The sequence below is a fragment of the Streptomyces sp. NPDC111516 genome, from assembly GCF_055635345.1.
Map to the genome: position 1 here is coordinate 46,491 of NZ_JBVKBV010000014.1, position 21,686 is coordinate 68,176.

The window sequence follows — 21,686 nt, forward strand, 5'->3', positions numbered from 1 at the left end:
GGGGTTCCGGGCCGGGCACCTGAGGGGCACTCTGGGGGAGACCTCGACCGGACACCCCGAGGCGGTGACTCACTCATGGCGGCGGGCAAGCACTCGTACGACTGGCGGTTCGACTCCGGCCGCCCCTGCCTGGACCTGGTGGCTACGGGAGCCGGTACCTCCGGCGCCTGCGAACTGCTCGACGGCGCCGAGCGCCTCGCGCAGTGGCTGGTCGCCGCCGGACTCGTACCGAGCGGTACCCGCCTCGACGCGGTGGACGACACCTGGGTGGTGCGCTTCCGGCAGTTGCGGAGCGGCGTCGACCGTCTGCTGACCGCCGAACTCGGCGGCCGCAGAGCCGAGAGCGCCCTGGAACGGGTCAATGCGCTCGCCGCGGCCGCACCCCCGGGACTGAGGGCCGTGCGCGGCAGGAGCGGCACGCTGGTACGGACACTGAGCGCCGATCCCGAATGCGGGGCGCTGCTGGCCGCCGTCGCCCGCGACGCCGTCGAGCTCCTGACCGACCCCGAGGCGCGCGCCGGACTGCGCCGCTGCGAGGCCGACAACTGCCGCCGCCTCTACCTGGACACCTCGCGCGGCCGCCGACGCCGCTGGTGCTCCAGCGAGGTGTGCGGCAACCGCGAGCGGGTGGCCCGGCACCGGCGCAGGGCGGCGGCCGTGGCGGCCGTGGACGCGGCTGTGGACGCGGTCGCCGGGGCGAGTGCCCCGGATGTTCGAGCGGCCGGTCGAGGACGTGGCCCGCAAGCGGGCCGGGCGCAGGCGCCGCTCCAGGTATCCGGTGGCGGCGGCAGCGGCGCCGATCACCGGGCACGGCGGCGCGGCCGGACCGAGGCCTGATCGTGTGGCAGGTGCGCGGCGGGCCCCCTTTCGCATAAAGTTGACGGCTGCCCAAATGCACGTCAGAAGGGGGCCTCGGTGGCCGCGCAGGATGCCGCTGTCGATTCGTTGCGGGACCGGGAAATCGGTGTCGAGCAGGAACATCTCGACCGTGTTTATCACCGCCTCGAAGAGAAGATCCACGAGGCGGAATTTCTCATGAACGACGCCGTCAAGCGCGGCCAGGTCGGTACCCCCGGAGCGCTCGCCGAGCGCGACGCCCAGGTGTTCCGGGCCGGGATCCACCTCAATCGGCTGAACAGCGAGTTCGAGGACTTTCTCTTCGGAAGGATCGATCTGCTGCTCGGCAAGGACGGCGAACGCGGCCCGGACGGCGCGTACACCTCCGTCGAAGCGGCCGACGACGCCGTACGCGAAGACAACTCGGCCGATATCGCGGAGACGCTGCACATCGGCCGGATCGGGGTCCTCGACTCCGATTACGCGCCACTGGTCATCGACTGGCGCGCACCGGCCGCCGCACCGTTCTACCGGTCGACGCCGAAGGAGCCGGGCCGGGTGGTCCGCCGCCGGGTCATCCGCTCCAAGGGCCGCAAGGTCCTCGGCGTCGAGGACGACCTGATGCGCCCCGAGCTGACCGCGTACCTGGGTGGCGGCAAGCTCCCCGTCATCGGCGACGGCGCCCTGATGGCGGCGCTCGGGCAGGCCCGCAGCCACACCATGCGGGACATCGTCTCCTCCATCCAGGCCGAACAGGACCTGGTGATCAGGGCTCCCGCCGCGTCCGTCACCGAGGTCTCCGGCGGCCCCGGCACCGGCAAGACCGCCGTCGCCCTGCACCGGGCCGCGTACCTCATCTACCAGGACCGGCGGCGTTACGCGGGCGGCATCCTCGTCGTCTCACCGACCCCGCTCCTTGTCGCGTACACCGAAGGCGTGCTGCCGTCGCTGGGCGAGGAGGGGCAGGTCGCGATCCGCGCGGTCGGCTCGCTCTCCGACGAGGCGGCGGGTGTCGAGGGCGCCACCACTTACGACGAACCGGCCGTCGCCCGGATCAAGGGCTCCTCCCGGATGCTCCAGGTCCTGCGCAAGGCGGCACGCGGCGCACTGGAACAGCCCGGTACTCCCCGCAGGGCGGCGAACCGGGACGGCCAGCTGTCCTTCGGCGACGCAGTCGAAGAATCCGGCGCAACCGGTGTACCCGATGTGTCCGGCGCAACCGGCCGAGCCGGTGAGCCCCCGGCCACCCCCACCCGCCTGCGGGTCGTCGCCTTCGGGGCCCGGGTCGAGCTGCACGCCGACGAACTGCACCGCATCCGGCAGTCCGTCCTGGGCGGCACCGCCCCGGTCAACCTGCTGCGCCCGCGCGCCCGCAGAATGCTCCTGGACGCCCTGTGGAACAAGTCCTCCGGCCGGGGCCGCTACACCGACCCCGAACTGGCCGCCGAGCTGCGCTCCTCCTTCGACGAGGACGTGTCCACCGAGGCCCCCTTCCTCGACTTCCTGAACGCCTGGTGGCCCGAACTCACCCCCCGCGGGGTGCTCGCCGCGATGGCCGACGAGAAGCGGCTCGGCCGCTGGGCGCGCCGGGTCCTCAACCAGGGCGAGGTGCGCCGCCTCGCCCGCTCCCTGAAGCGGCTCGACAGAGAAGGGAACGGGCCGCTCTCCGTGCACGACGTGGCGATCCTCGACGAGCTGCAGACGCTGCTCGGCACCCCGTACCGGCCGAAGAAGAAGCGCGAACTCGACCCGCTGGACCAGCTCTCCGGTCTGGAGGAGCTCATGCCGCAGCGCGAGGAGACCCAGCGTGAGCGGGCCGAGCGGCTGGCCGCGGAGCGTACGGAGTACGCGCACGTCATCGTCGACGAGGCGCAGGACCTCACGCCCATGCAGTGGCGCATGGTCGGCCGCCGCGGCCGGCACGCCACCTGGACGATCGTCGGAGACCCGGCGCAGTCCTCCTGGTCCGATCCGGACGAGGCCGCCCGGGCACGCGACGAGGCGCTCGGCAACCGGCCGCGCCGCCGCTTCACCCTCACGGTCAACTACCGCAACCCGGCGGAGATCGCCGAGCTGGCCTCGAAGGTCCTGGCGCTCGCGATGCCCGGGATGGAGTCACCGGCCGCGGTCCGTTCCACGGGCGTGAAGCCGCGCTTCGAGACCGTACGGGACGGTGATCTGGCCGCCTCGGTGCGCGAGGAGGCGCGGCGGCTGCTGGCCGAGGTGGACGGCACGGTGGGCGTGGTCGTCGCGATGAACCGCCGGGCGCAGGCCCGCGACTGGCTCGACGGTCTCGGTGAGCGGGTGGTGGCGCTGGGGAGCCTGGAGGCGAAGGGCCTGGAGTACGACGCCACGGTGGTCGTCTCGCCCGCGGAGATCGCGGACGAGTCCCCGGCCGGTCTGCGGGTGCTGTACGTGGCGCTGACGCGTGCGACGCAGCAGCTCACGGTGGTCTCCGGGGAGCGGGACCTGCCCGACGCGGACGGCGTCCCGGACCTGCTGAGGGACTGACGCCGAGGCGGGGAGGGAGGTACCGCCGGGCGGACGGATTTCTGAATCCACCCGTCCCGCGGGAATCGCATCACCGGGGTCTTTGTTAGCCTGGTGTCGGCACCGGCTCGATCCAAGCCCCCGGGCCCAACCTTCGTCGCTTCGAGCGACCACTTGCCGCGAGGCGAGCATGGCGGGTCGGTGCCGCTTGAACAAGAGGACAGACCCGCGTCACCTTCCGGTGGCGCGGGTCTGTTCTTGTTTACGGGACCACGGACTTCTTGTTTACGGGACCACGGACTCCGGACCAGGTGCCGCAGACCTGCGTACCTACGAACCTCGCGGGCCTACGAACCTCACGGGCTCGGTCCGGTCGGATGTGGTCGGGGGTTCCGCTGAAGCGGTTTTCTCTCGTATGGTGGAAACTACTTTCCGAAACGTGGCACTCATTACCGGCTACCGGTCGGTAGGTGCGACGATCGGGAAGCGTGACCGAGGTGAGCGCCCCGGCCGCGCGGCAAAGAAGCTAAGGAAAGCGAAGGACTCGGCCATGGCAACGGCGCCCAGCGTCTCGTACTCGATGACGGTCAGGCTGGAGGTGCCCGCGAGCGGCACAGCGGTCTCCCAGCTCACCACGGCCGTGGAGTCCTCCGGCGGTTCGGTCACCGGCCTCGATGTGACCGCCTCCGGCCACGAGAAGCTGCGGATCGACGTCACCATCGCCGCCACCTCCACCGCGCATGCGGACGAGATCGTCGAAAACCTGCGCGGCATCGAGGGTGTCGTGCTGGGCAAGGTCTCCGACCGTACGTTCCTGATGCACCTCGGCGGCAAGATCGAGATGGCGTCCAAGCACCCCATCCGCAACCGTGACGACCTCTCGATGATCTACACCCCGGGTGTGGCCCGGGTCTGCATGGCGATCGCCGAGAACCCCGAGGACGCCCGCCGCCTCACCATCAAGCGCAACTCCGTCGCAGTTGTGACGGACGGCTCCGCGGTGCTCGGCCTCGGCAACATCGGCCCGATGGCCGCCCTCCCCGTGATGGAGGGCAAGGCGGCCCTCTTCAAGCGGTTCGCCGGCATCGACGCCTGGCCGATCTGCCTGGACACACAGGACACCGACGCCATCGTCGAGATCGTCAAGGCGATCGCCCCCGGCTTCGCGGGTATCAACCTGGAGGACATCTCCGCCCCCCGCTGCTTCGAGATCGAGGCACGGCTGCGCGAGGCCCTCGACATCCCCGTCTTCCACGACGACCAGCACGGCACCGCGATCGTGGTCCTGGCCGCGCTGACCAACGCACTGCGCGTGGTGGGCAAGGGGATCGGGGACGTACGGGTCGTCATGTCCGGCGCAGGAGCGGCCGGTACGGCCATCCTGAAGCTTCTCATCGCCGCAGGCGTGAAGCACGCCGTCGTCGCCGACATCCACGGCGTGGTGCACGCGGGCCGCGAGGACCTGGTCTCCGCCGACGCCGACTCGCCGCTGCGCTGGATCGCCGACAACACCAACCCCGAGTCCATCACCGGCACCCTCAAGGAGGCCGTGGTGGGCGCCGATGTCTTCATCGGCGTCTCCGCCCCGAACGTGCTGGACGGCACCGATGTCGCCGCCATGGCGGACGGTTCGATCGTGTTCGCGCTCGCGAACCCGGACCCGGAGGTGGACCCGGCAATCGCCCGCCAGTCGGCGGCAGTTGTCGCCACCGGCCGCTCCGACTTCCCGAACCAGATCAACAACGTGCTGGTCTTCCCGGGCGTCTTCCGCGGTCTGCTGGACGCCCAGTCCCGTACCGTCAACACGGAGATGATGCTCGCCGCGGCGGGCGCCCTCGCCGAGACCGTCGCCGAGGACGAGCTGAACGCGAACTACATCATCCCGTCGGTCTTCAACGACAGGGTCGCGGGAGCGGTCGCCGGTGCGGTCCGCGACGCGGCGAAGACCGCGGGCGGCGGCGCGGCAGGCCCCAGCTTGGCCTGAGCTACGGCGCGTCGCGGCTCGCGGCGCCCCAAACGCCCCTTTAGGGTGGGCGGGCGGCGCGTCCCGCAGAGCCCCGCATCCGCTGCGGACTGCTTTCGGGGAGTCGACGGAACGTCACCACGACGAGGCGAGGGTGCTTTTCGTGTGACTCCGGAGGGTGCCGGATTGGCGTTACCGCCGCAGGTGGGGGCAGGATGCGTAATCGGGCGCGAGGGTCTGACGACAGACCCGGGTCCGGGGACTGTCCGACGGCCCTGGCAGCATCGGCTTCGATCTCACGCCTCACAGGCAAGAAGAACACGGGAGTAACAACATGAACCGCAGTGAGCTGGTGGCCGCCCTGGCCGACCGCGCCGAGGTGACTCGCAAGGACGCCGACGCCGTGCTGGCCGCCCTCGCCGAGACCGTCGGTGAGATCGTCGCCAAGGGCGACGAGAAGGTCACCATCCCCGGCTTCCTGACCTTCGAGCGCACCCACCGTGCCGCTCGCACCGCTCGTAACCCGCAGACCGGCGACCCGATCAACATCCCGGCCGGCTACAGCGTGAAGGTCTCCGCGGGCTCCAAGCTCAAGGAAGCCGCCAAGGGCAAGTAAGCCCCACAGGCGCGACGAAGGGCGGTCACCCGACCAGGGTGGCCGCCCTTCCGTGTACCGGCGCGAGAGGGCCCGTTCCGGGCCTCTGACGCCCTCGCCGAGCGGACCGCTCCGGCCTCCGCGCCGTTTCGTGGCCGGGCCGAACGGCGAACGGGGGCCCGGGACAACGGTCCCGAACCCCCGTCAGCAGCCCTGGGACCGCCTGTTTCAGACCAGCGCGCCGCCCGGCAGCTCCACCTTCGCGCCGAGCTTCTCCAGTTTCTCCATGAAGTTCTCGTAGCCGCGGTTGATCAGGTCGATGCCGTGCACCCGCGACGTGCCCTGCGCAGCCAGCGCGGCGATCAGGTATGAGAAACCACCGCGCAGGTCCGGGATGACCAGATCCGCGCCCTCCAGCTTCGTCGGCCCGGACACGACCGCCGAGTGCAGGAAGTTCCGCTGACCGAAGCGGCAGTCGGAGCCGCCCAGGCACTCGCGGTAGAGCTGGATGTGCGCGCCCATCTGGTTCAGCGCGGAGGTGAAGCCGAGCCGGGACTCGTACACCGTCTCGTGGACGATGGACAGGCCCGAGGCCTGCGTCAGGGCCACGACCAGCGGCTGCTGCCAGTCGGTCTGGAAACCGGGGTGCACGTCCGTCTCCAGGGCGATGGCGTTCAGTGCGCCGCCCGGGTGCCAGAAGCGGATGCCCTCGTCGTCGATCTCGAACGCCCCGCCGACCCGGCGGAAGGTGTTCAGGAACGTCATCATCGAGCGCTGCTGTGCGCCCCGTACGTAGATGTTGCCCTCGGTGGCCAGCGCCGCGGACGCCCAGGAGGCCGCCTCCAGGCGGTCCGGGATGGCCCGGTGCGTATAACCGTCCAGCCGGTCGACACCGGTGATCCGGATCGTCCGGTCGGTGTCCATCGAGATGATCGCGCCCATCTTCTGCAGTACGCAGATGAGGTCCTCGATCTCCGGCTCCACGGCCGCGTTCGACAGCTCGGTGACGCCCTCGGCGAGCACCGCCGTCAGCAGCACCTGCTCGGTGGAGCCCACGGACGGGTACGGCAGCCGGATCTTCGTGCCGCGCAGCCGCTGCGGGGCCTCCAGATACTGGCCGTCCGCCCGCTTCTCGATCGTCGCGCCGAACTGCCGCAGCACGTCGAAGTGGAAGTCGATCGGCCGGCCGCCGATGTCACAGCCGCCGAGCCCCGGAATGAACGCGTGGCCCAGCCGGTGCAGCAGCGGGCCGCAGAAGAGGATCGGGATGCGCGACGAGCCCGCGTGGGCATCGATGTCCGCGACATTGGCGCTCTCGACATGGGTCGGGTCCAGAATCAGCTCGCCCGGTTCGTCACCCGGCCGGACCGTCACACCGTGCAGCTGCAGCAGCCCCCGCACGACCCGCACGTCGCGGATGTCGGGCACATTGCGCAGTCGGCTGGGCCCGCTGCCGAGCAGCGCGGCGACCATTGCCTTCGGCACCAGGTTCTTGGCGCCTCTGACGCGGATCTCGCCCTCCAGCGGGGTTCCGCCGTGGACAAGCAGGACATCGTCTGTGCCGGTCATGAATCTCGCGTTCCGGAGTGGTCGGGCAGGGGGCCAAGCGAAAGGGTAATCGCCCGGTGCCCCCCTTCCGTAAGAGGACGGGGGGTGCGCGAACGTCATGAACCCGCCACAACACGCTCTGCTGCCCGGGTCTTGCGGAGGGTTACCGTCCGCAAAGCCCTCCGGGCGATGCGCTCCCCGTGCGTACGTGCGCCCTGAGCTGCGCCCCGAGCCGTGCTCGGCTCTTTCGGTGACCGTGCGGCCCACTTGGTCCCCGTGGAGACCGAAGATGCGGGATCATTTCTGCCATGACCGAGGTGTCCTCGCTCACAGGGCGACTGCTCGTGGCAACACCCGCGCTCGCGGACCCGAATTTCGACCGCGCGGTGGTGCTGCTCCTCGACCACGACGAGGAGGGCTCGCTCGGCGTGGTCCTGAACCGCCCGACCCCCGTTGACGTCGGTGACATCCTCACGTCCTGGGCCGGTCTGACCGGCGAACCGGGTGTCGTCTTCCAGGGTGGCCCGGTCTCGCTCGACGCGGCGCTCGGTGTGGCCGTCATCCCCGGCGACGAGGGCCCCCTCGGCTGGCGCCGGGTGTACGGGGCGATCGGCCTGGTCGACCTGGAGGCCCCGCCGGAGCTGCTGGCCGCGGCGCTCGGCTCGCTGCGGATCTTCGCCGGATACGCCGGCTGGGGCCCCGGACAGCTGGAGAAGGAACTGGCCGAGGGTGCCTGGTACGTCGTCGAATCCGAGCCCGGAGACGTCTCCTCCCCGCGTCCGGAGCATCTCTGGCGGGCGGTCCTGCGCCGCCAGCGCAGCGAACTGGCGATGATCGCCACCTATCCGGACGACCCTTCGCTGAACTGATGGTCCCGGCCTTCAGTACCCTTGGGGTCCATGAGCACTCTTGAGCCCGAGCGCGGGGCAGGTACGGGCACCCTCGTAGAGCCGACGCCACAGGTGTCGAACGGCGACGGCGACCACGAGCGCTACGCCCATTACGTCCAGAAGGACAAGATCATGGCGAGCGCCCTGGAGGGCACCCCCGTGGTCGCACTGTGCGGCAAGGTCTGGGTACCGGGCCGCGACCCGAAGAAGTATCCGGTCTGTCCCATGTGCAAGGAGATCTACGAGTCCATGGGCGCCGGCGGCGACAAGGACAAGGGCAAGGGCGGCAAGGACAAGAAGTAGGTCCGGAGCCGACCGGCCACCATTGCTTCTGGCCCCTGGGGCGTGCGTCGACGCGCGCCCCAGGGGCCTTTATGCGTGCCCGGGCGTCATGGCGTTGCACGGGCTGCATCACCGGGTCACAGAGTGGTTGAGACCACTTGTCGGCGTCTGTGTGTGCACCTAATCTCCTGCCAGTTGTGCAGAACGAAACGTACGTTGCGTATGTTGCTCGCGCCCGGCGCGTCAAGGCGGCGTTCAACGGCCCGAAGAGCGCCCCTGGCCTCATCGAGTACGGCGACGCGGACGCCGCCGGATACGTCAAGGGCGGCGGACTCGCCGATGTGAGCGCGGAGTTCGCCGCCTGGGACGAGCCGGGCGCCCATCTTGTGAGCTCCTCCAAGGACACCGACCCGACCGCCGAGCAGTCCGTGACGGTCGGCGGCAAGGTCTACGGAGCGCCGCTCTTCGTCGGCGTCGTCGGCGTAACGGACACGGACACGGACGCGGACACGGACACGGACACGGACACGGATACGGATACGGACATGGGTGCGAACGCGAACTTCGGCACGGACACGGAACTGATCCCGGCGCCCGTGCGCATCGGTGATGCCGGTATCCCCGACGGTGACGGTGACGGGGGACCGGGCGCCGTCCCGCTGGACCCCTCCACCACCATCACGGCCGCCCCCGGCACCGAGAACACCGAACGCTGGCTGCGCTCCACCCTCGGCGCCGCCTTCGGCCTGCCGCTCGCCCCACAGGCGGCTGTCGAGGGTGGCGAGGGCGCCGCGAACACCATCCGGCTGCGCATCGACCCGGCCCTGGACCCCGAGGGCTACCGGCTGGGCGCAGGGACCACCGGCGTCGAGATCGCCGGAGGAAGCGCTGCCGGAGTCTTCTGGGGAGCGCAGACCCTCCGTCAGCTCCTGGGCCCCGCAGCCTTCCGCCGCGCGCTCATCAGCCCGGGCAGCAGGCCGGCCATCCCCTTCACGGACATCGAGGACGGCCCCCGCTTCCCGTGGCGCGGCATGATGCTCGACGTGGCGCGGCACTTCCTGCCCAAGGACGACGTCCTGCGCTATCTCGACCTCCTCGCCGCGCACAAGCTGAACGTCTTCCACTTCCACCTCACCGACGACCAGGGCTGGCGCATCGAGATCAAGCGCTACCCCCGGCTCACCGAGGTCGGCTCCTGGCGGTCCCGTACCAAGCACGGCCACCGGGCCTCCGAGCTCTGGGACGAGACCCCGCACGGCGGTCACTACACGCAGGACGACATCCGCGAGATCGTCGCGTACGCCACCGAGCGGCATATCCGGGTCGTTCCCGAGATCGACATCCCGGGCCACTCGCAGGCCGCCATCGCCGCGTACCCCGAACTGGGCAACACCGACGTCATCGACACCACCACCCTCTCCGTCTGGGACACCTGGGGCATCAACGCCAACGTACTGGCCCCCACTGACAACACCCTTCGTTTCTTCGAGGGCGTCCTCGAAGAGGTCCTGGCACTCTTCCCCGCCGCCACCTCGCCGTTCATCCACATCGGCGGCGACGAGTGCCGCAAGGACCAGTGGAAGGAGTCCCCGGCCGCCCAGGCCCGGATCGACGAATTGGGCCTGGCCGACGAGGACGAGCTGCATTCCTGGTTCGTCCGGCACTTCGACACCTGGCTCACCGCCCGCGGCCGCCGGCTCATCGGCTGGGACGAGATCCTCGAAGGGGGCCTCCCGACGGGCGCCGCCGTGTCGTCGTGGCGGGGCTACGGGGGAGGCATCACGGCCGCCGAGGCCGGCCACGACGTCGTGATGTGCCCGGAACAGCACGTCTACCTGGACCACCGTCAGGACGGCGGCCCCGACGAGCCGATGCCCATCGGCTTCATCCGCACCCTGGAGGACGTCTACCGCTTCGAACCCGTACCCGCGGGCCTCTCGGAGGAGGCGGCCCGTCACATCCTCGGCACCCAGGCCAATGTCTGGACCGAGGTCATGCAGAGCCGGTCCCGCGTCGACTACCAGGTCTTCCCCCGCCTCGCGGCGTTCGCCGAGGTCGCCTGGTCGCCCCTGCCCGCCTCCGCCGACCGCGACTTCGCGGACTTCGAACGGCGAATGACCGTGCACTACGCCCGACTTGGCGCCCTCGGCGTCGACTACCGGCCACCGAGCGGCCCGTTGCCCCGGCAGCAGCGCCCCGGCGTCCTCGGACGCCCTCTTGAGGGACCGCCCCCGAACGTGTGATTCCGGCCGTGCTCCGGGTCCGGCCGTCACGCTCCCGGGAGCGTGACGGCCGGCGGTCGTGGTCCGGAACGGGCATCCGCAAACGCACAGCCGGAACGGAACAACCCACCCGAGGCTTGCCGAAGAGTGGCAATTCGTACTCTGTGCCGAAGTGGGGCGAATCCGGATCATCCCCCTGGTGGGGGACGGATATGCCCTTCGCGGACCCTCGCGTCGGTCCGATCGGAAGATGTGCCAGAGTTGCCACGTCCAGGCTTTGAGCACGTACCGTACGGCAAAACAAGCCGGACAGCCGGGACACCGGGAAGGGGCAGCTGGGTTGACCACGCACGCACCGCAGGCGACGCAGTCCGTGACGCTGCCGGCCTCGCTCGACGAGGCCGTGGCGGCACTCGGCGCCATGCCTGCAGCCGTTCCTGTGGCGGGTGGGACGGACCTGATGTCGGCCGTCAACAAGGGGCTGCTGCGCCCCTCGGGGCTGGTCGGCCTCGGCCGGATCAGCGAGCTCCGCGGCTGGCACTACCAGGACGGTCACGCCCTGCTCGGCGCCGGACTCACCCACGCACGCATGGGGCGGCCCGACTTCGCCGCCCTCATCCCCGCCCTGGCCGCCTCCGCGCGCGCCGCGGGCCCGCCCCAGATCCGTAACGCCGGAACGCTCGGCGGCAACATCATCACCGCGGCCCCGACCGGCGACACCCTGCCGGTGCTCGCCGCCCTGGAGGCCGAGCTCGTCATCGCGGGCCCGGGCGGCGCCCGGCGCGAGATCCCGGTCTCGCACCTGCTGGCCGGCCGCGACATGCTCGAACCCGCCGAACTGATCGGCTTCGTCCGGGTACCGCTGCTGCACGCCCCCCAGGTCTTCCTGAAGGCCACCGGCCGCACGGGCCCCGGCCGCGCCACCGCGTCCGTCGCGATCGTGCTCGACCCGGCCCGGCGCGGGGTGCGCTGCGCGGTCGGTGCCATCGCGCCGATGCCGCTGCGACCGCTGGAGGCCGAACACTGGATCGCCTCGCTGATCGACTGGGACGGCGAACGGGGCCTGGCACCGGACGCGCTGGCCGCCTTCGGCGAGTACGTCGCCGCGGCCTGCATCCCGGACCAGGAACCGCCCGCCGACGGGGGAGAGGCACCACCGCTGCCCCCCGCCGTACTGCATCTGCGGCGCACCGTCGCCGCGCTGGCCCGACGGGCGCTGGGGAGGGCACTGTCGTGAGCAACGAGGACCACAACGAACAGCACGGGCAGCGGGAGCAGTCGCAGCACGGGGGCTGGCAGCCGACGCCGCAGGGCGGCGAGTACGACGCCGAGGCGACCGCCTTCGTCCACCTGCCGCCGGAGGACCTGGCGAACATCCCGCTGGCCGCGCCCGGCCAGGGCTACGTACCGCCGATGATCCTGCCGCTGACACCCGCGGCCGGTCTCGATCCGGCGGCCACGGGCAGCTGGGTCGTACAGACGCAGAGCCAGCAGGAGCGGGCCACGGGACCGGAGCAGCCGGCCCCCGGCGCGGTGCACTGGCCGGACCCGAACCAGCAGCAGACGCAGTACGGGTACGAGTACCCGCAGCAGGAGCAGTACCGGGAGACACCGGCCGCGACGGGCCAGTGGAACTTCACGGAGTCCACCGAGTTCGCCCCCCGACATGCCGACCACGCCGACCACGCCACCCACGCCGACCACGGTGCACAGCCTGGCCACGTCGGCCACAGCGACCACGGCGTGCAGCCCGACCACGGCAGTCACACCGGCCACACCGGTCAGTGGACGATTCCGGTCGCCGACGGTGATCTCCCGGAGGAGTCCGGCGAGTTCGCGGCCTCGGCGCTGGCCTCCCAGTGGTACGCGGACCGGACTCCACCGGCCACGCTGCCGGGTGGCGCGCCCGCACCGTGGGCGACACAGCAGCCGGTGCCGGAGCCTGAGCCTGAGCCTGAGCCCGAGCCCGAGCCTGCGGTGGAGTCGGCACCCGGAGCGGACATCGAGCCGGAACACTCGCCGGGAGCCGATTTCGCGCCTGCCGCGGAGCCCGCGGCGGAGCTCTCCGAGGCGTACTCCCCATTGCCCTCCGAGTCGTTGTCCGAGACGTCCTCCATGGCGTACGAGGCACCGGCACCGGGGACGGACGCCGAGAACGGTCCCGTACCGACGGCCGGAGACGCCGGAGACACGGGAGTCACCGGAGACACGCCCGTTCCCGAAGCGGACCTCGCGCAGGCCCCGGCCCTCCACACTGCCGTATCGGAGGACGCCCCGGCCGAGCACCCTGCCGAACAGTCGCCGCCCGACACGCCACTGCCGAACACCCCGCCGGAAGCCCCGCCACTCGAAGCCGAGCTCCCCGAGGGACAACTCCCCGAGCCCCAGCCCTCCGAGTCCCCGTCCGCCGAGTCCCGGCCTCTAGAAGTCCAGCCCCCCGATACCCACCCCGTAGCCGTCCCCAGCGAGCACCCGGCCGCTTCCTACGTCCTGCATGTGAACGGCGCCGACCGCCCCGTCACCGATGCCTGGATCGGCGAGTCGCTCCTCTACGTGCTGCGCGAGCGCCTCGGCCTCGCCGGTGCCAAGGACGGCTGCTCGCAGGGTGAGTGCGGTGCCTGCAACGTCCAGGTGGACGGCCGGCTGGTCGCCTCCTGTCTGGTCCCGGCGGCGACCGCGGCCGGCAGCGAGGTCCGTACCGTCGAGGGCCTGGCCGTGGACGGCGAGCCGTCCGACGTTCAGCGCGCTCTCGCCAAGTGCGGAGCGGTCCAGTGCGGTTTCTGCATTCCCGGCATGGCGATGACCATCCACGACCTGCTGGAGGGCAACCACGCCCCCAGCGAACTGGAGACGCGCCAGGCGCTCTGCGGCAACCTCTGCCGCTGCTCCGGCTACCGGGGCGTCCTCGACGCCGTGAACGAGGTCATCGCGGGCCGCGAGGCAAGCGCCGACCCCGCAGCCTCGTCGGACTCCTCGTCCCCGGAGTCCGACGAGGCCCGCATTCCCCACCAGGCGGCCCCGGGCGCCGGCAGGGTTCAGCCGCACTCGCAGGACGGAGGCATGGCGTGAGCAACGACGCGGCCACCGCGGCCACCGCCGCCAACGCGACCAGCACACGGATCACCACCCCGGCGGCCGAAGGACGCGACGCCGAGCCGACCGCGCTCGGCCTGGGCGTCTCCCTCCTGCCCGCCGACGCGCGTGCGAAGACGGAGGGCACCTTCCCGTACGCCGCCGACCTCTGGGCCGAGGGCCTGCTGTGGGCGGCCGTACTCCGTTCCCCGCACCCGCACGCCCGGATCCTGTCCATCGACACCTCGGGCGCAGTCGAGATGCCGGGGGTACGGGCCGTCGTCACGCACGAGGACGTCCCCGGGGAGGGTGCGTACGGGCGCAAGGTCGTCGACCGCCCGGTCTTCGCCTCCGAGCTGGTCCGCCACCACGGCGAGCCGATCGCCGCGGTCGCCGCCGACCACCCCGACACGGCCCGGCTCGCCGCCGCGGCCATCGCCGTCGAGTACGAGGTCCTGGAACCGGTCACCGACCCGGAGAAGGCGTTCGAGGCCGAACCGCTGCACCCCGACGGCAATCTGATCCGTCACATCCCGCTGCGCTACGGCGACCCGGAGGCCACCGGCGAGGTCGTCGTCGAGGGCCTCTACCGCATCGGCCGTCAGGACCCGGCCCCGATCGGCGCCGAGGCCGGGCTCGCCGTGCCCCGCCCCGACGGCGGCGTGGAGATCTACACCGCCTCCACCGACCCGCACACCGACCGCGATCTCGCCGCCGCCTGCTTCGGCCTCGAACCGGACCGGGTGAAGGTCGTCGTCACCGGCGTCCCCGGCGCCACCGGCGACCGCGAGGACCCCGGCTTCCAACTGCCGCTGGGACTGCTCGCGCTGCGTACCGGCTGCCCGGTCAAACTGGCCGCCACCCGCGAGGAGTCCTTCCTCGGCCACGCCCACCGCCACCCCACGCTCCTGCGCTACCGCCACCACGCGGACGCCGATGGCCGGCTGGTGAAGGTCGAGGCACAGATCCTGCTCGACGCGGGCGCGTACGCCGACGCCTCGTCCGAGTCGCTGGCCGCGGCGGTCGCGTTCGCCTGCGGCCCGTACGTCGTCCCGCACGCCTTCATCGAGGGCTGGGCGGTCCGTACGAACAACCCGCCGTCGGGCCATGTGCGCGGCGAGGGCGCGATGCAGGTCTGCGCGGCGTACGAGGGCCAGATGGACAAGCTGGCCGCCAAGCTCGGCATCGACCCGGCCGAGCTGCGCCTGCGCAACGCCCTGTCCACCGGCGATATCCTGCCCACGGGCCAGACGGTGACCTGCCCGGCACCGGTGTCCGAACTGCTCACCTCCGTGCAGGACTTCCCCCTCCCCTCCCTCCCCAAGGACGCCCCGGAGGACGACTGGCTGCTCCCCGGCGGCCCGGAGGGCGCGGGCGAACCCGGCGCGGTGCGCCGAGGGGTCGGCTACGCGCTCGGCATGGTCCACATGCTCGGCGCGGAGGGCGCCGACGAGGTCTCCACGGCCACGGTCCGGGTCCACGACGGCATCGCCACGGTCATCTGCGCCGCGGTCGAAACGGGTCAGGGCTTCTCGACCCTGGCCCGTCAGGTGGTCCAGGAGACGCTGGGCATCGAAGAGGTCCACGTGGCGTCCGTCGACACCGACCAGCCCCCGGCGGGCCCGGCGACGCACGGCCGCCACACCTGGGTCTCGGCCGGCGCGGTGGAACGCGCGGCCAAGATGGTCCGTACGCAACTGCTCCAGCCCCTGGCCCACAAGTTCGGCATGTCCACGGAGCTGCTGCAGATCTCCGACGGCAAGATCACCTCGTACGACGGGGTGCTGTCCACGACCGTCACGGAAGAGATGCACGGCAAGGAACTCTGGGCCACCGCCCAGTGCCGCCCCCACCCGACCGAACCCCTCGACGAGTCGGGCCAGGGCGACGCCTTCGTCGGCCTTGCCTTCTGCGCGATCCGCGCGGTGGTGGACGTCGACATCGAACTCGGCTCCGTACGCGTCGTCGAGATGGCGATCGCCCAGGACGTCGGCCGGGTCCTCAACCCGTCCCAGCTCGCGACCCGCATCGAGGCAGGCGTCACCCAGGGCATCGGCGCCGCCCTCACCGAGAACCTCCGCACCGCCCGTGGCCTGATCCGTCACCCCGACCTCACCGGCTACGCGCTCCCGACCTCCCTGGACGCCCCGGACATTCGCATCGTCAAACTCGTCGAAGAACGCGACGTGGTCGCCCCGTTCGGCGCCAAGCCCGCCTCGGCGATCCCGGTGGTGACGTCCCCGGCGGCGGTGGCCGCAGCCGTACGAGCAGCCACCGGCCGCCCGATCAACCGCCTCCCGATCCGACCCCAGGCGGCGGTGGCGGCCCCCAAGTCCTGAGCCCGGCAAAGATGGCGCGATCCGGGTTGCACATGCAACCCGGAAGTGCACAGTGTCACCACTGCTGACTAAGGTGAACCTCGAAGCGGCGAGCGGCTGTTGCCAAACGGGGGAGACGCTGTGGGCCAGAGCGATCCGGGGGCGGAATCACCGGCGTACTCATGGGGTGTTATCGGTGCCGTGGGAGCCGCCGGGGCGATGTCCCCCGGCGCTGCGGGCGAACTGGTCACCGAACTCACGTCGTTCACGAAGTTCCGCGACCGGATCGACGGCCTGCTGCACGACCTCGAGGCGTCTCCGGCCGGCCCGGGGAAGGTCGACGCGGACACCATGGGGCGCGAGAAGTTCGGCGGCCGCGTCATGCTGAACACGGCCGGCGCCCCGACCAGCGGCGCCAAGCGCAACGACTACGTCGGCTACGGCATCGTCCGCCCCCGGATCGCCCTCAAAACCCCGGGCGACCCCGGTCCGGCCGACGTGTATCCGCTCCCCGATCTTGCGGCGGCCGAGAGCCCCAGCGTCTCCGCCAAGCCGTCCAAGGCAGCCGGGGGCTCAACGGACACCGACAAGCCCGCCGCAGCAGCTCCCGCGTCCGACGACAAGAGCAGCAAAACCGGTCTCTGGATCGGCCTCGGTATCGGTGCAGTCGCTCTCGTCGGAGGAGCGGCCGCCGCCCTCGCCATCCGCTCCCGCAGCCACAAGTCCGCCGCGGCCGCCCCGCCCGCGTATACGCACCAACCTCCGTACCCGCACCCCTACCCGCAGTCCCAGCAGCAGGCCGCGCACCCGACCTATACGCCCCCTCCGACCGATCCTCCCGGCTCCAGCTCCCGCCAGCGGTGATGCCCCTGACCGGCTTCATATCAGGGAGCCGACCTGCCGCATCGCTGACGACGACGGGGGCAGGACCGTACCGACACGATTACGCTCCGTTCGTTCTCGTCTCCGCGGACGCCCTCGACCACGGTGTTCTCGACCGTCAGGATCCGCTTGAATATGCCGCTTCTGCGAGATCAGGTTTGTCGCTCGACACTCCAAGCCTGGCAGGCAGCGGCGTGTTTCACGTATCAGCGCCGCACAGGGCACACACATGCGGCAGGAGAGCCCGAAAATTGCACGCCCACGACTTCACTGTTTTCGGTGACGTCGGCTCGGCCGCCGCCAAGACGTACGGCCTCGCATTCGACCTCCCCGACGACCTCGCCGCCGTCTACACAACCTCGGCTTCGACCTGCAACGCGTCAAAGGCGGTCCCGCGCCGCCCGCCGCACCCGGCCGCTTACGTCATCGACCGCGACGGCGTCATTCGCTGGGCCTTCACCGACACCGACTACACCAAGCGCGCCGCGCCCGCAGGCGTATTCGGCGCCCTGGACGCCTTGAGGTAGCCCGCAGCCACGCCTTGTTGCCCGCCCACCAGGCACAGCGGCTCCGATGCGGCCCCGCCCCTTTACGCTGTCTCCATTTCGACAACCGTTTCGGGTTGATAGGTTGATCGAACGCTGCTGACGTTCCGTGTCATGCGGCGCAGGGGGAGGAACCGATCATGTCAGCCGGTGGGCCCGAACACGCGATAGGTATGCGCCTCAACCAGAACGCCCCCGACCAGGGCGGCGGTTCTGGCGGCGGGCAGCAGAACCTGGTCTCGACACCCGCGGAGAAAAAGGCCGCCGCGAAGGCCATCGAGGATCACATCGAGCCGGACACGAAGAAGGCAGGCCACCACGCGGACGAGGACACGTCCGGGGTGGTGAAGGCGTTCGACGCCAAGGACGGCCACGGCTGGCTCATGTCGTCCGCGCTGAAGAAGGCTCACAAGAAGTGGGGCGAGCAGGTGCACGCGCTGATGAACCGACTCGGTTCGGAGAAGGCATCGCTGCGCAGCACCAACGTCCTGCTGACGAACACGGACTTCGACATCCGGTCGGGTGTGAAGAGTGTGCGTACGCCGTCCGTCTTCGATGGGTTCTGACCGGCCGCCGCCCGCCCTCACGTACACACGCACTCCACGGGGACAGAGATGCCTACGTACCACGAGATCATGACGACGGATCTCGGCACGCTCACCACAGCTGCCACCAACTGGGACGGCATGGCCAAGAAGTTCCACGGCCAAGAGGTCGCGTACAAGCGGGATGTGCACGGCATCTCGACGGGCCCCGGCTGGCAGGGGCTGAGTGCCGAAGCGGCCAACAGGCGGTTCGATATCACGCTGCGCGAGTTCCAGTCCGCGCAGGCCGAGGCGAAAGCCATCGCCTCGCTTCTGCGTGACGCTCACAGCCAGTACGTCGACCTCAAGGGCAAGTTGACGGCCGCCCGGGACGAGGCGGTCAAGGCCGGGATGAAGGTCTCGGACCAGGGTGTGGTTACGTACGACTACGAGAAGCTGACCGAGGGCGATCGCAACGCGCTCCACCACGACCCTGACTACCAGCAGAGCGTGCAGAAGGCGGTCGGCTCCTGGCAGGACCGCATCGACAACGCGGTCAAGGTCGTCAACGACGCGGACAAGGGCGTCGAGATCGCCTTCAAGGGGGTCGTGCTCGACTCGGATGTCACCGACGGCACCATGAACGGCTTCAACGGCAAACCCAGCGGTGACATCGAGAAGTACGAAGCCGATGAGCTCGCCGACATCGCCACCCGCATCAACTCCGGCGACGCCACTCCGCAGGAGATCAAGGAGGCGCAGCGCGCCTTCCGTGACAACGCCAAGAACAAAGAGTTCAGCCAGATGTTCCTGGACAGCCTGGGGGCGTCGGGGACCATCAAGTTCACCAACAAACTCAGCGACCTCAGTCATGGCGGCAAGGACAAGGGGACGTACGCGGCGCTCCAGGACGACCTGGCCAATTCCCTTGCCCTGGCGACGAAGGACACCGACTCGGCGTTCTACAAGAAGTTCCGTTCCGACCTGCAGAAGGCCGGTGTCCAGAAGTTCGACCTGGACGTCACCGGTGACAAGATCGCGCTCAGTACCGGGCACGGGCAGCAGGCGCGCGGCTATCAGAGCCTTGTGACGCTGATGGAGCAGGGCGACGGCTACTCGGGGCAGTTCCTCAAGGACATGGCCACCGATATCCGGGCCGCCGAGGACAAGAAGCAGGGCGGAAACCCCGACATCTGGGATCTGCGCGGCGACTTCAGCGGCAAGAACGACGGTTGGTTCGCCAACGACCCGCTCGACGGTGTCCTCGGCATCATGTCCAAGGACCCGGCCACGTCCACGAGCTACCTGGACCCGGGCCCGAATGGGAAGAACGACAACCTCGAGTACCTGCTCAAGGAGCGGGACTGGGACCACGTCGACACCTCGCACTGGGCCGGCAAGGCCGAAGTGACCGGCAAGGACACGTTCGACAATGACGTACGCACCGGCCTCGGCCTCGCCCTGTCGGCGGGCGCCACCGGCCTCGTGCCGGGCGGGGAAGGCGACGAGTTGGGCCGGCACACCGCCGCGCAGACCCGTGTCATGCACGACACGATCAACCTCATCGACTACGGCGACGCCGACGGCAAGTACGGCGAGGACCCCAAGCACATGCGGGTCGGCAGGGCCGACGAGGTGCTGGCCAAGGACGACTACTCGGCCCTGCGCGATCCCCTGTCCCAGGCCCTGGCGGACTACTCGCCGGACGCCGTCGACATCATCGACGGCGATGCGCCTGGCGGCCGCGCAGGGAAAGCGGACAGCTACGGACACGGCGACGACTCGCAGATCCAGAACAGCCGCGGCAGCCTGCTCCGCATGATGCGCGGCGTCTCCGAAGCCGATGACACCACCAACTACGAGCGTATATACCAGGCCCAGCAGGGCTATATGTCCGAGGAACTGATGAGCAAGAACATCCCGGACGTGACCGCTGCCACCAACGAGGCCCGCAAGGTCGGCGAGGTCACCGGCGCGCTCAACGCGGTCGGCGGCGACGTGAAGATGGATGTCCACGATGCCAAGACCGACGATGCCGGGAACATCCGGTTCTACGGGTACCACGTCGGCGGGGGCCTGATCACGGGCATTCCCGTTATCGGTGACGGCGCCCAGCGCCTCGTGGACATGGGCCTCAACGAGTGGCTTGGAGGGATTCAGGCAGAGGAGGGCGCATTGTCCAAGGAGGAGTTGAGCCGGGGAAACGAAATGGCACAGGACAACCTCGACACCTACTTCCGGAAGTGGGGCGACAAGCGTGGCATGGACGAAGAAGACCCCATCATCGGGGCTGCGGCCGGAGAGGCCCGGCAGAGCTACGTGGGCGGGCGCCAGATAGCGTACGAGGCCCTGCGGTCCCGTACCTGATCAACGCATGTGGAACACCGACCCCGTACGGCCCGACGTAAGGAACCGGTAAACAGCACCATGACAGCCCAGACGCGGAAGAAGAAGCCGGTACTTGTGGCGGCGGGCGCCTTGGTCGTGGTGGCCGCGCTCGCCTCCTCGTACTGCTGGTGGAACACGAATCTCCTCGGCGCGGACTCGTTCTGTGGCGGCAGGCTGGGGAGCGGGGATGTGCGGGCCGCTCTGGACTCCACCGGCCGCGTATCGCAGGTGTCCGGGCAGGCCGATCCGCAGCGGCCCGGGTTCACGTGCACGGTCGAGCGCACCAGCCGTTTCATCGGAGGCGACGACCAGCGGGTGAAAATCAGCACGGACAGTAGACAAGGGGCTTTCCCCTTCACGACCCATGTCTGGAAGAACCCTGCTGCCCGGTCCTACTTCAAGGGAGGCGTGACCGGTGCCGTGTCGCAGGACTTTGGCGGGTACGTGGTCCTGCCGAAGCCTTGCTGGGACAAGTTCGGCAGCTGGCAGGACGGCAGCGGAGTGGCGATCGTGGAAGCCGAGGTGCAGAAGGGGGCGGTGGACGCGGCCGGTCTGGCCCGGTTGCTGACCCGCTCGGCGCGGCAGGTCGCCGAAAAGGCCGGCTGCGGCACGGCGGCACTCTCAGCCGCCCCCGATCTCGCAGCCCCGTCCGCCTCGCGGACGACAGATGTCCAGAACGTATGTGGAGTACGGGGCTTCGCGCTGCCGAAGGCGGCCGTGGTCGTCTCCCGGGCCGAACCGGACCTGGAGCAGGTGAACGACGGAAGTGCCGACACGTGGGCGTGTGACCTGAGCCTGGCGGGGTCGGCCAAGGGGGCCGTTTCCTTTGCCGTGACGTCGGACAAGAATTTCGTCGAGGCGGCTCAGAAGTATCCGTACGGCTTCAAAGCGCTCCCTGGCGGCAAGGGGGTTGCGAGAAGCGACCAGGTCGTTCTCCACTGTGACAGTAGTGACGTGCACTTTTCCGCGCACTGGAACACTGGATACGAGGGGGCCCTGATCGACAGCGTCCACCGCGACTGGGGCGCGATCGCGAAGGTCAAGAAAGCCACGTTCCAGAACTTCCTCGACGCGACGGCCGCTGCCCACTCGTGCCCGCGCGTCGCCCTCCCCTAGCAGAAGGACCGTTC

General features: G+C 70.2%; 15 protein-coding genes and 1 pseudogene. 15 read left to right on the plus strand and 1 reads right to left on the minus strand.

Annotated features, from left to right (window positions below):
- Positions 1-75: 75 nt before the first annotated feature.
- The 4 genes and pseudogenes from ACZ7L9_RS24385 to ACZ7L9_RS24400 all read left to right on the plus strand — a co-directional run.
- A pseudogene (locus tag ACZ7L9_RS24385) lies at positions 76-663 on the plus strand (CGNR zinc finger domain-containing protein); the annotation flags it as partial.
- 252 nt (positions 664-915) lie between these two features.
- On the plus strand, positions 916-3,348 hold the full coding sequence (locus tag ACZ7L9_RS24390; RefSeq protein WP_471418071.1) for a HelD family protein: 2,433 nt from the start codon (positions 916-918) through the stop codon (positions 3,346-3,348).
- A gap of 529 nt (positions 3,349-3,877) precedes the next feature.
- A complete protein-coding gene (locus tag ACZ7L9_RS24395; protein ID WP_471418073.1) occupies positions 3,878-5,311 on the plus strand; it encodes an NAD-dependent malic enzyme in 1,434 nt (477 codons plus the stop codon).
- A gap of 313 nt (positions 5,312-5,624) precedes the next feature.
- Positions 5,625-5,906: an HU family DNA-binding protein gene (locus ACZ7L9_RS24400; protein ID WP_003968811.1), complete on the plus strand. Its 282-nt coding sequence runs from the start codon at positions 5,625-5,627 to the stop codon at positions 5,904-5,906.
- Between the two features lie 207 nt (positions 5,907-6,113).
- On the opposite strand, the gene murA is transcribed toward ACZ7L9_RS24400, so the two are convergent.
- Positions 6,114-7,454, minus strand: a complete 1,341-nt coding sequence (gene murA, locus ACZ7L9_RS24405; protein WP_471418075.1) for a UDP-N-acetylglucosamine 1-carboxyvinyltransferase — start codon at positions 7,452-7,454, stop codon at positions 6,114-6,116.
- A gap of 287 nt (positions 7,455-7,741) precedes the next feature.
- Between murA and ACZ7L9_RS24410 the strand changes: the two genes are divergently transcribed.
- The 11 genes from ACZ7L9_RS24410 to ACZ7L9_RS24460 all read left to right on the plus strand — a co-directional run bounded on the left by ACZ7L9_RS24410 (position 7,742) and on the right by ACZ7L9_RS24460 (position 21,672).
- Entirely contained in the window at positions 7,742-8,302 is a 561-nt protein-coding gene (locus tag ACZ7L9_RS24410) for a YqgE/AlgH family protein (RefSeq protein WP_471418077.1), read from the plus strand.
- Positions 8,303-8,332: 30 nt separating this feature from the next.
- Entirely contained in the window at positions 8,333-8,626 is a 294-nt protein-coding gene (locus tag ACZ7L9_RS24415) for a DUF3039 domain-containing protein (RefSeq protein ID WP_072484142.1), read from the plus strand.
- Between the two features lie 524 nt (positions 8,627-9,150).
- Positions 9,151-10,848 (plus strand): beta-N-acetylhexosaminidase, encoded by a 1,698-nt coding sequence (locus ACZ7L9_RS24420; protein ID WP_471418321.1) that lies wholly within the window; start codon positions 9,151-9,153, stop codon positions 10,846-10,848.
- 319 nt (positions 10,849-11,167) lie between these two features.
- The gene (locus ACZ7L9_RS24425) at positions 11,168-12,064 is read left to right on the plus strand and encodes an FAD binding domain-containing protein (protein WP_471418079.1); all 897 of its coding nucleotides are present in this window, start codon (positions 11,168-11,170) and stop codon (positions 12,062-12,064) included.
- Positions 12,061-13,896, plus strand: coding sequence for a (2Fe-2S)-binding protein (locus tag ACZ7L9_RS24430; protein ID WP_471418081.1), 1,836 nt, complete (start codon positions 12,061-12,063; stop codon positions 13,894-13,896). Before ACZ7L9_RS24425 ends, ACZ7L9_RS24430 begins: the two co-directional genes overlap by 4 nt.
- A complete protein-coding gene (locus ACZ7L9_RS24435; protein ID WP_471418083.1) occupies positions 13,893-16,238 on the plus strand; it encodes a xanthine dehydrogenase family protein molybdopterin-binding subunit in 2,346 nt (781 codons plus the stop codon). Before ACZ7L9_RS24430 ends, ACZ7L9_RS24435 begins: the two co-directional genes overlap by 4 nt.
- A gap of 198 nt (positions 16,239-16,436) precedes the next feature.
- Positions 16,437-17,081, plus strand: coding sequence for a hypothetical protein (locus ACZ7L9_RS24440; RefSeq protein WP_471418085.1), 645 nt, complete (start codon positions 16,437-16,439; stop codon positions 17,079-17,081).
- A gap of 269 nt (positions 17,082-17,350) precedes the next feature.
- Positions 17,351-17,626, plus strand: a complete 276-nt coding sequence (locus ACZ7L9_RS24445) for a thioredoxin domain-containing protein (protein ID WP_471418087.1) — start codon at positions 17,351-17,353, stop codon at positions 17,624-17,626.
- Between the two features lie 158 nt (positions 17,627-17,784).
- Positions 17,785-18,210 (plus strand): hypothetical protein, encoded by a 426-nt coding sequence (locus ACZ7L9_RS24450; RefSeq protein WP_471418089.1) that lies wholly within the window; start codon positions 17,785-17,787, stop codon positions 18,208-18,210.
- 48 nt (positions 18,211-18,258) lie between these two features.
- A complete protein-coding gene (locus tag ACZ7L9_RS24455; RefSeq protein ID WP_471418091.1) occupies positions 18,259-20,535 on the plus strand; it encodes a hypothetical protein in 2,277 nt (758 codons plus the stop codon).
- A 60-nt stretch (positions 20,536-20,595) separates the two neighbouring features.
- Complete coding sequence (locus ACZ7L9_RS24460; protein WP_471418093.1) at positions 20,596-21,672, plus strand: hypothetical protein; 1,077 nt, start codon at positions 20,596-20,598, stop codon at positions 21,670-21,672.
- Positions 21,673-21,686: the final 14 nt, after the last annotated feature.

Bases quoted from the DNA above. Each gene is read 5' to 3' on its own strand.
- ACZ7L9_RS24450 (WP_471418089.1), top strand. From the start codon at position 17,785: ATGTCAGCCGGTGGGCCCGAACACGCGATAGGTATGCGCCTCAACCAG.
- ACZ7L9_RS24440 (WP_471418085.1), top strand. From the start codon at position 16,437: ATGTCCCCCGGCGCTGCGGGCGAACTGGTCACCGAACTCACGTCGTTC.
- ACZ7L9_RS24410 (WP_471418077.1), top strand. From the start codon at position 7,742: ATGACCGAGGTGTCCTCGCTCACAGGGCGACTGCTCGTGGCAACACCC.
- ACZ7L9_RS24415 (WP_072484142.1), top strand. From the start codon at position 8,333: ATGAGCACTCTTGAGCCCGAGCGCGGGGCAGGTACGGGCACCCTCGTA.
- ACZ7L9_RS24420 (WP_471418321.1), top strand. From the start codon at position 9,151: ATGGGTGCGAACGCGAACTTCGGCACGGACACGGAACTGATCCCGGCG.
- ACZ7L9_RS24460 (WP_471418093.1), top strand. From the start codon at position 20,596: ATGACAGCCCAGACGCGGAAGAAGAAGCCGGTACTTGTGGCGGCGGGC.
- murA (WP_471418075.1), bottom strand. From the start codon at position 7,454: ATGACCGGCACAGACGATGTCCTGCTTGTCCACGGCGGAACCCCGCTG.
- ACZ7L9_RS24455 (WP_471418091.1), top strand. From the start codon at position 18,259: ATGCCTACGTACCACGAGATCATGACGACGGATCTCGGCACGCTCACC.
- ACZ7L9_RS24395 (WP_471418073.1), top strand. From the start codon at position 3,878: ATGGCAACGGCGCCCAGCGTCTCGTACTCGATGACGGTCAGGCTGGAG.
- ACZ7L9_RS24400 (WP_003968811.1), top strand. From the start codon at position 5,625: ATGAACCGCAGTGAGCTGGTGGCCGCCCTGGCCGACCGCGCCGAGGTG.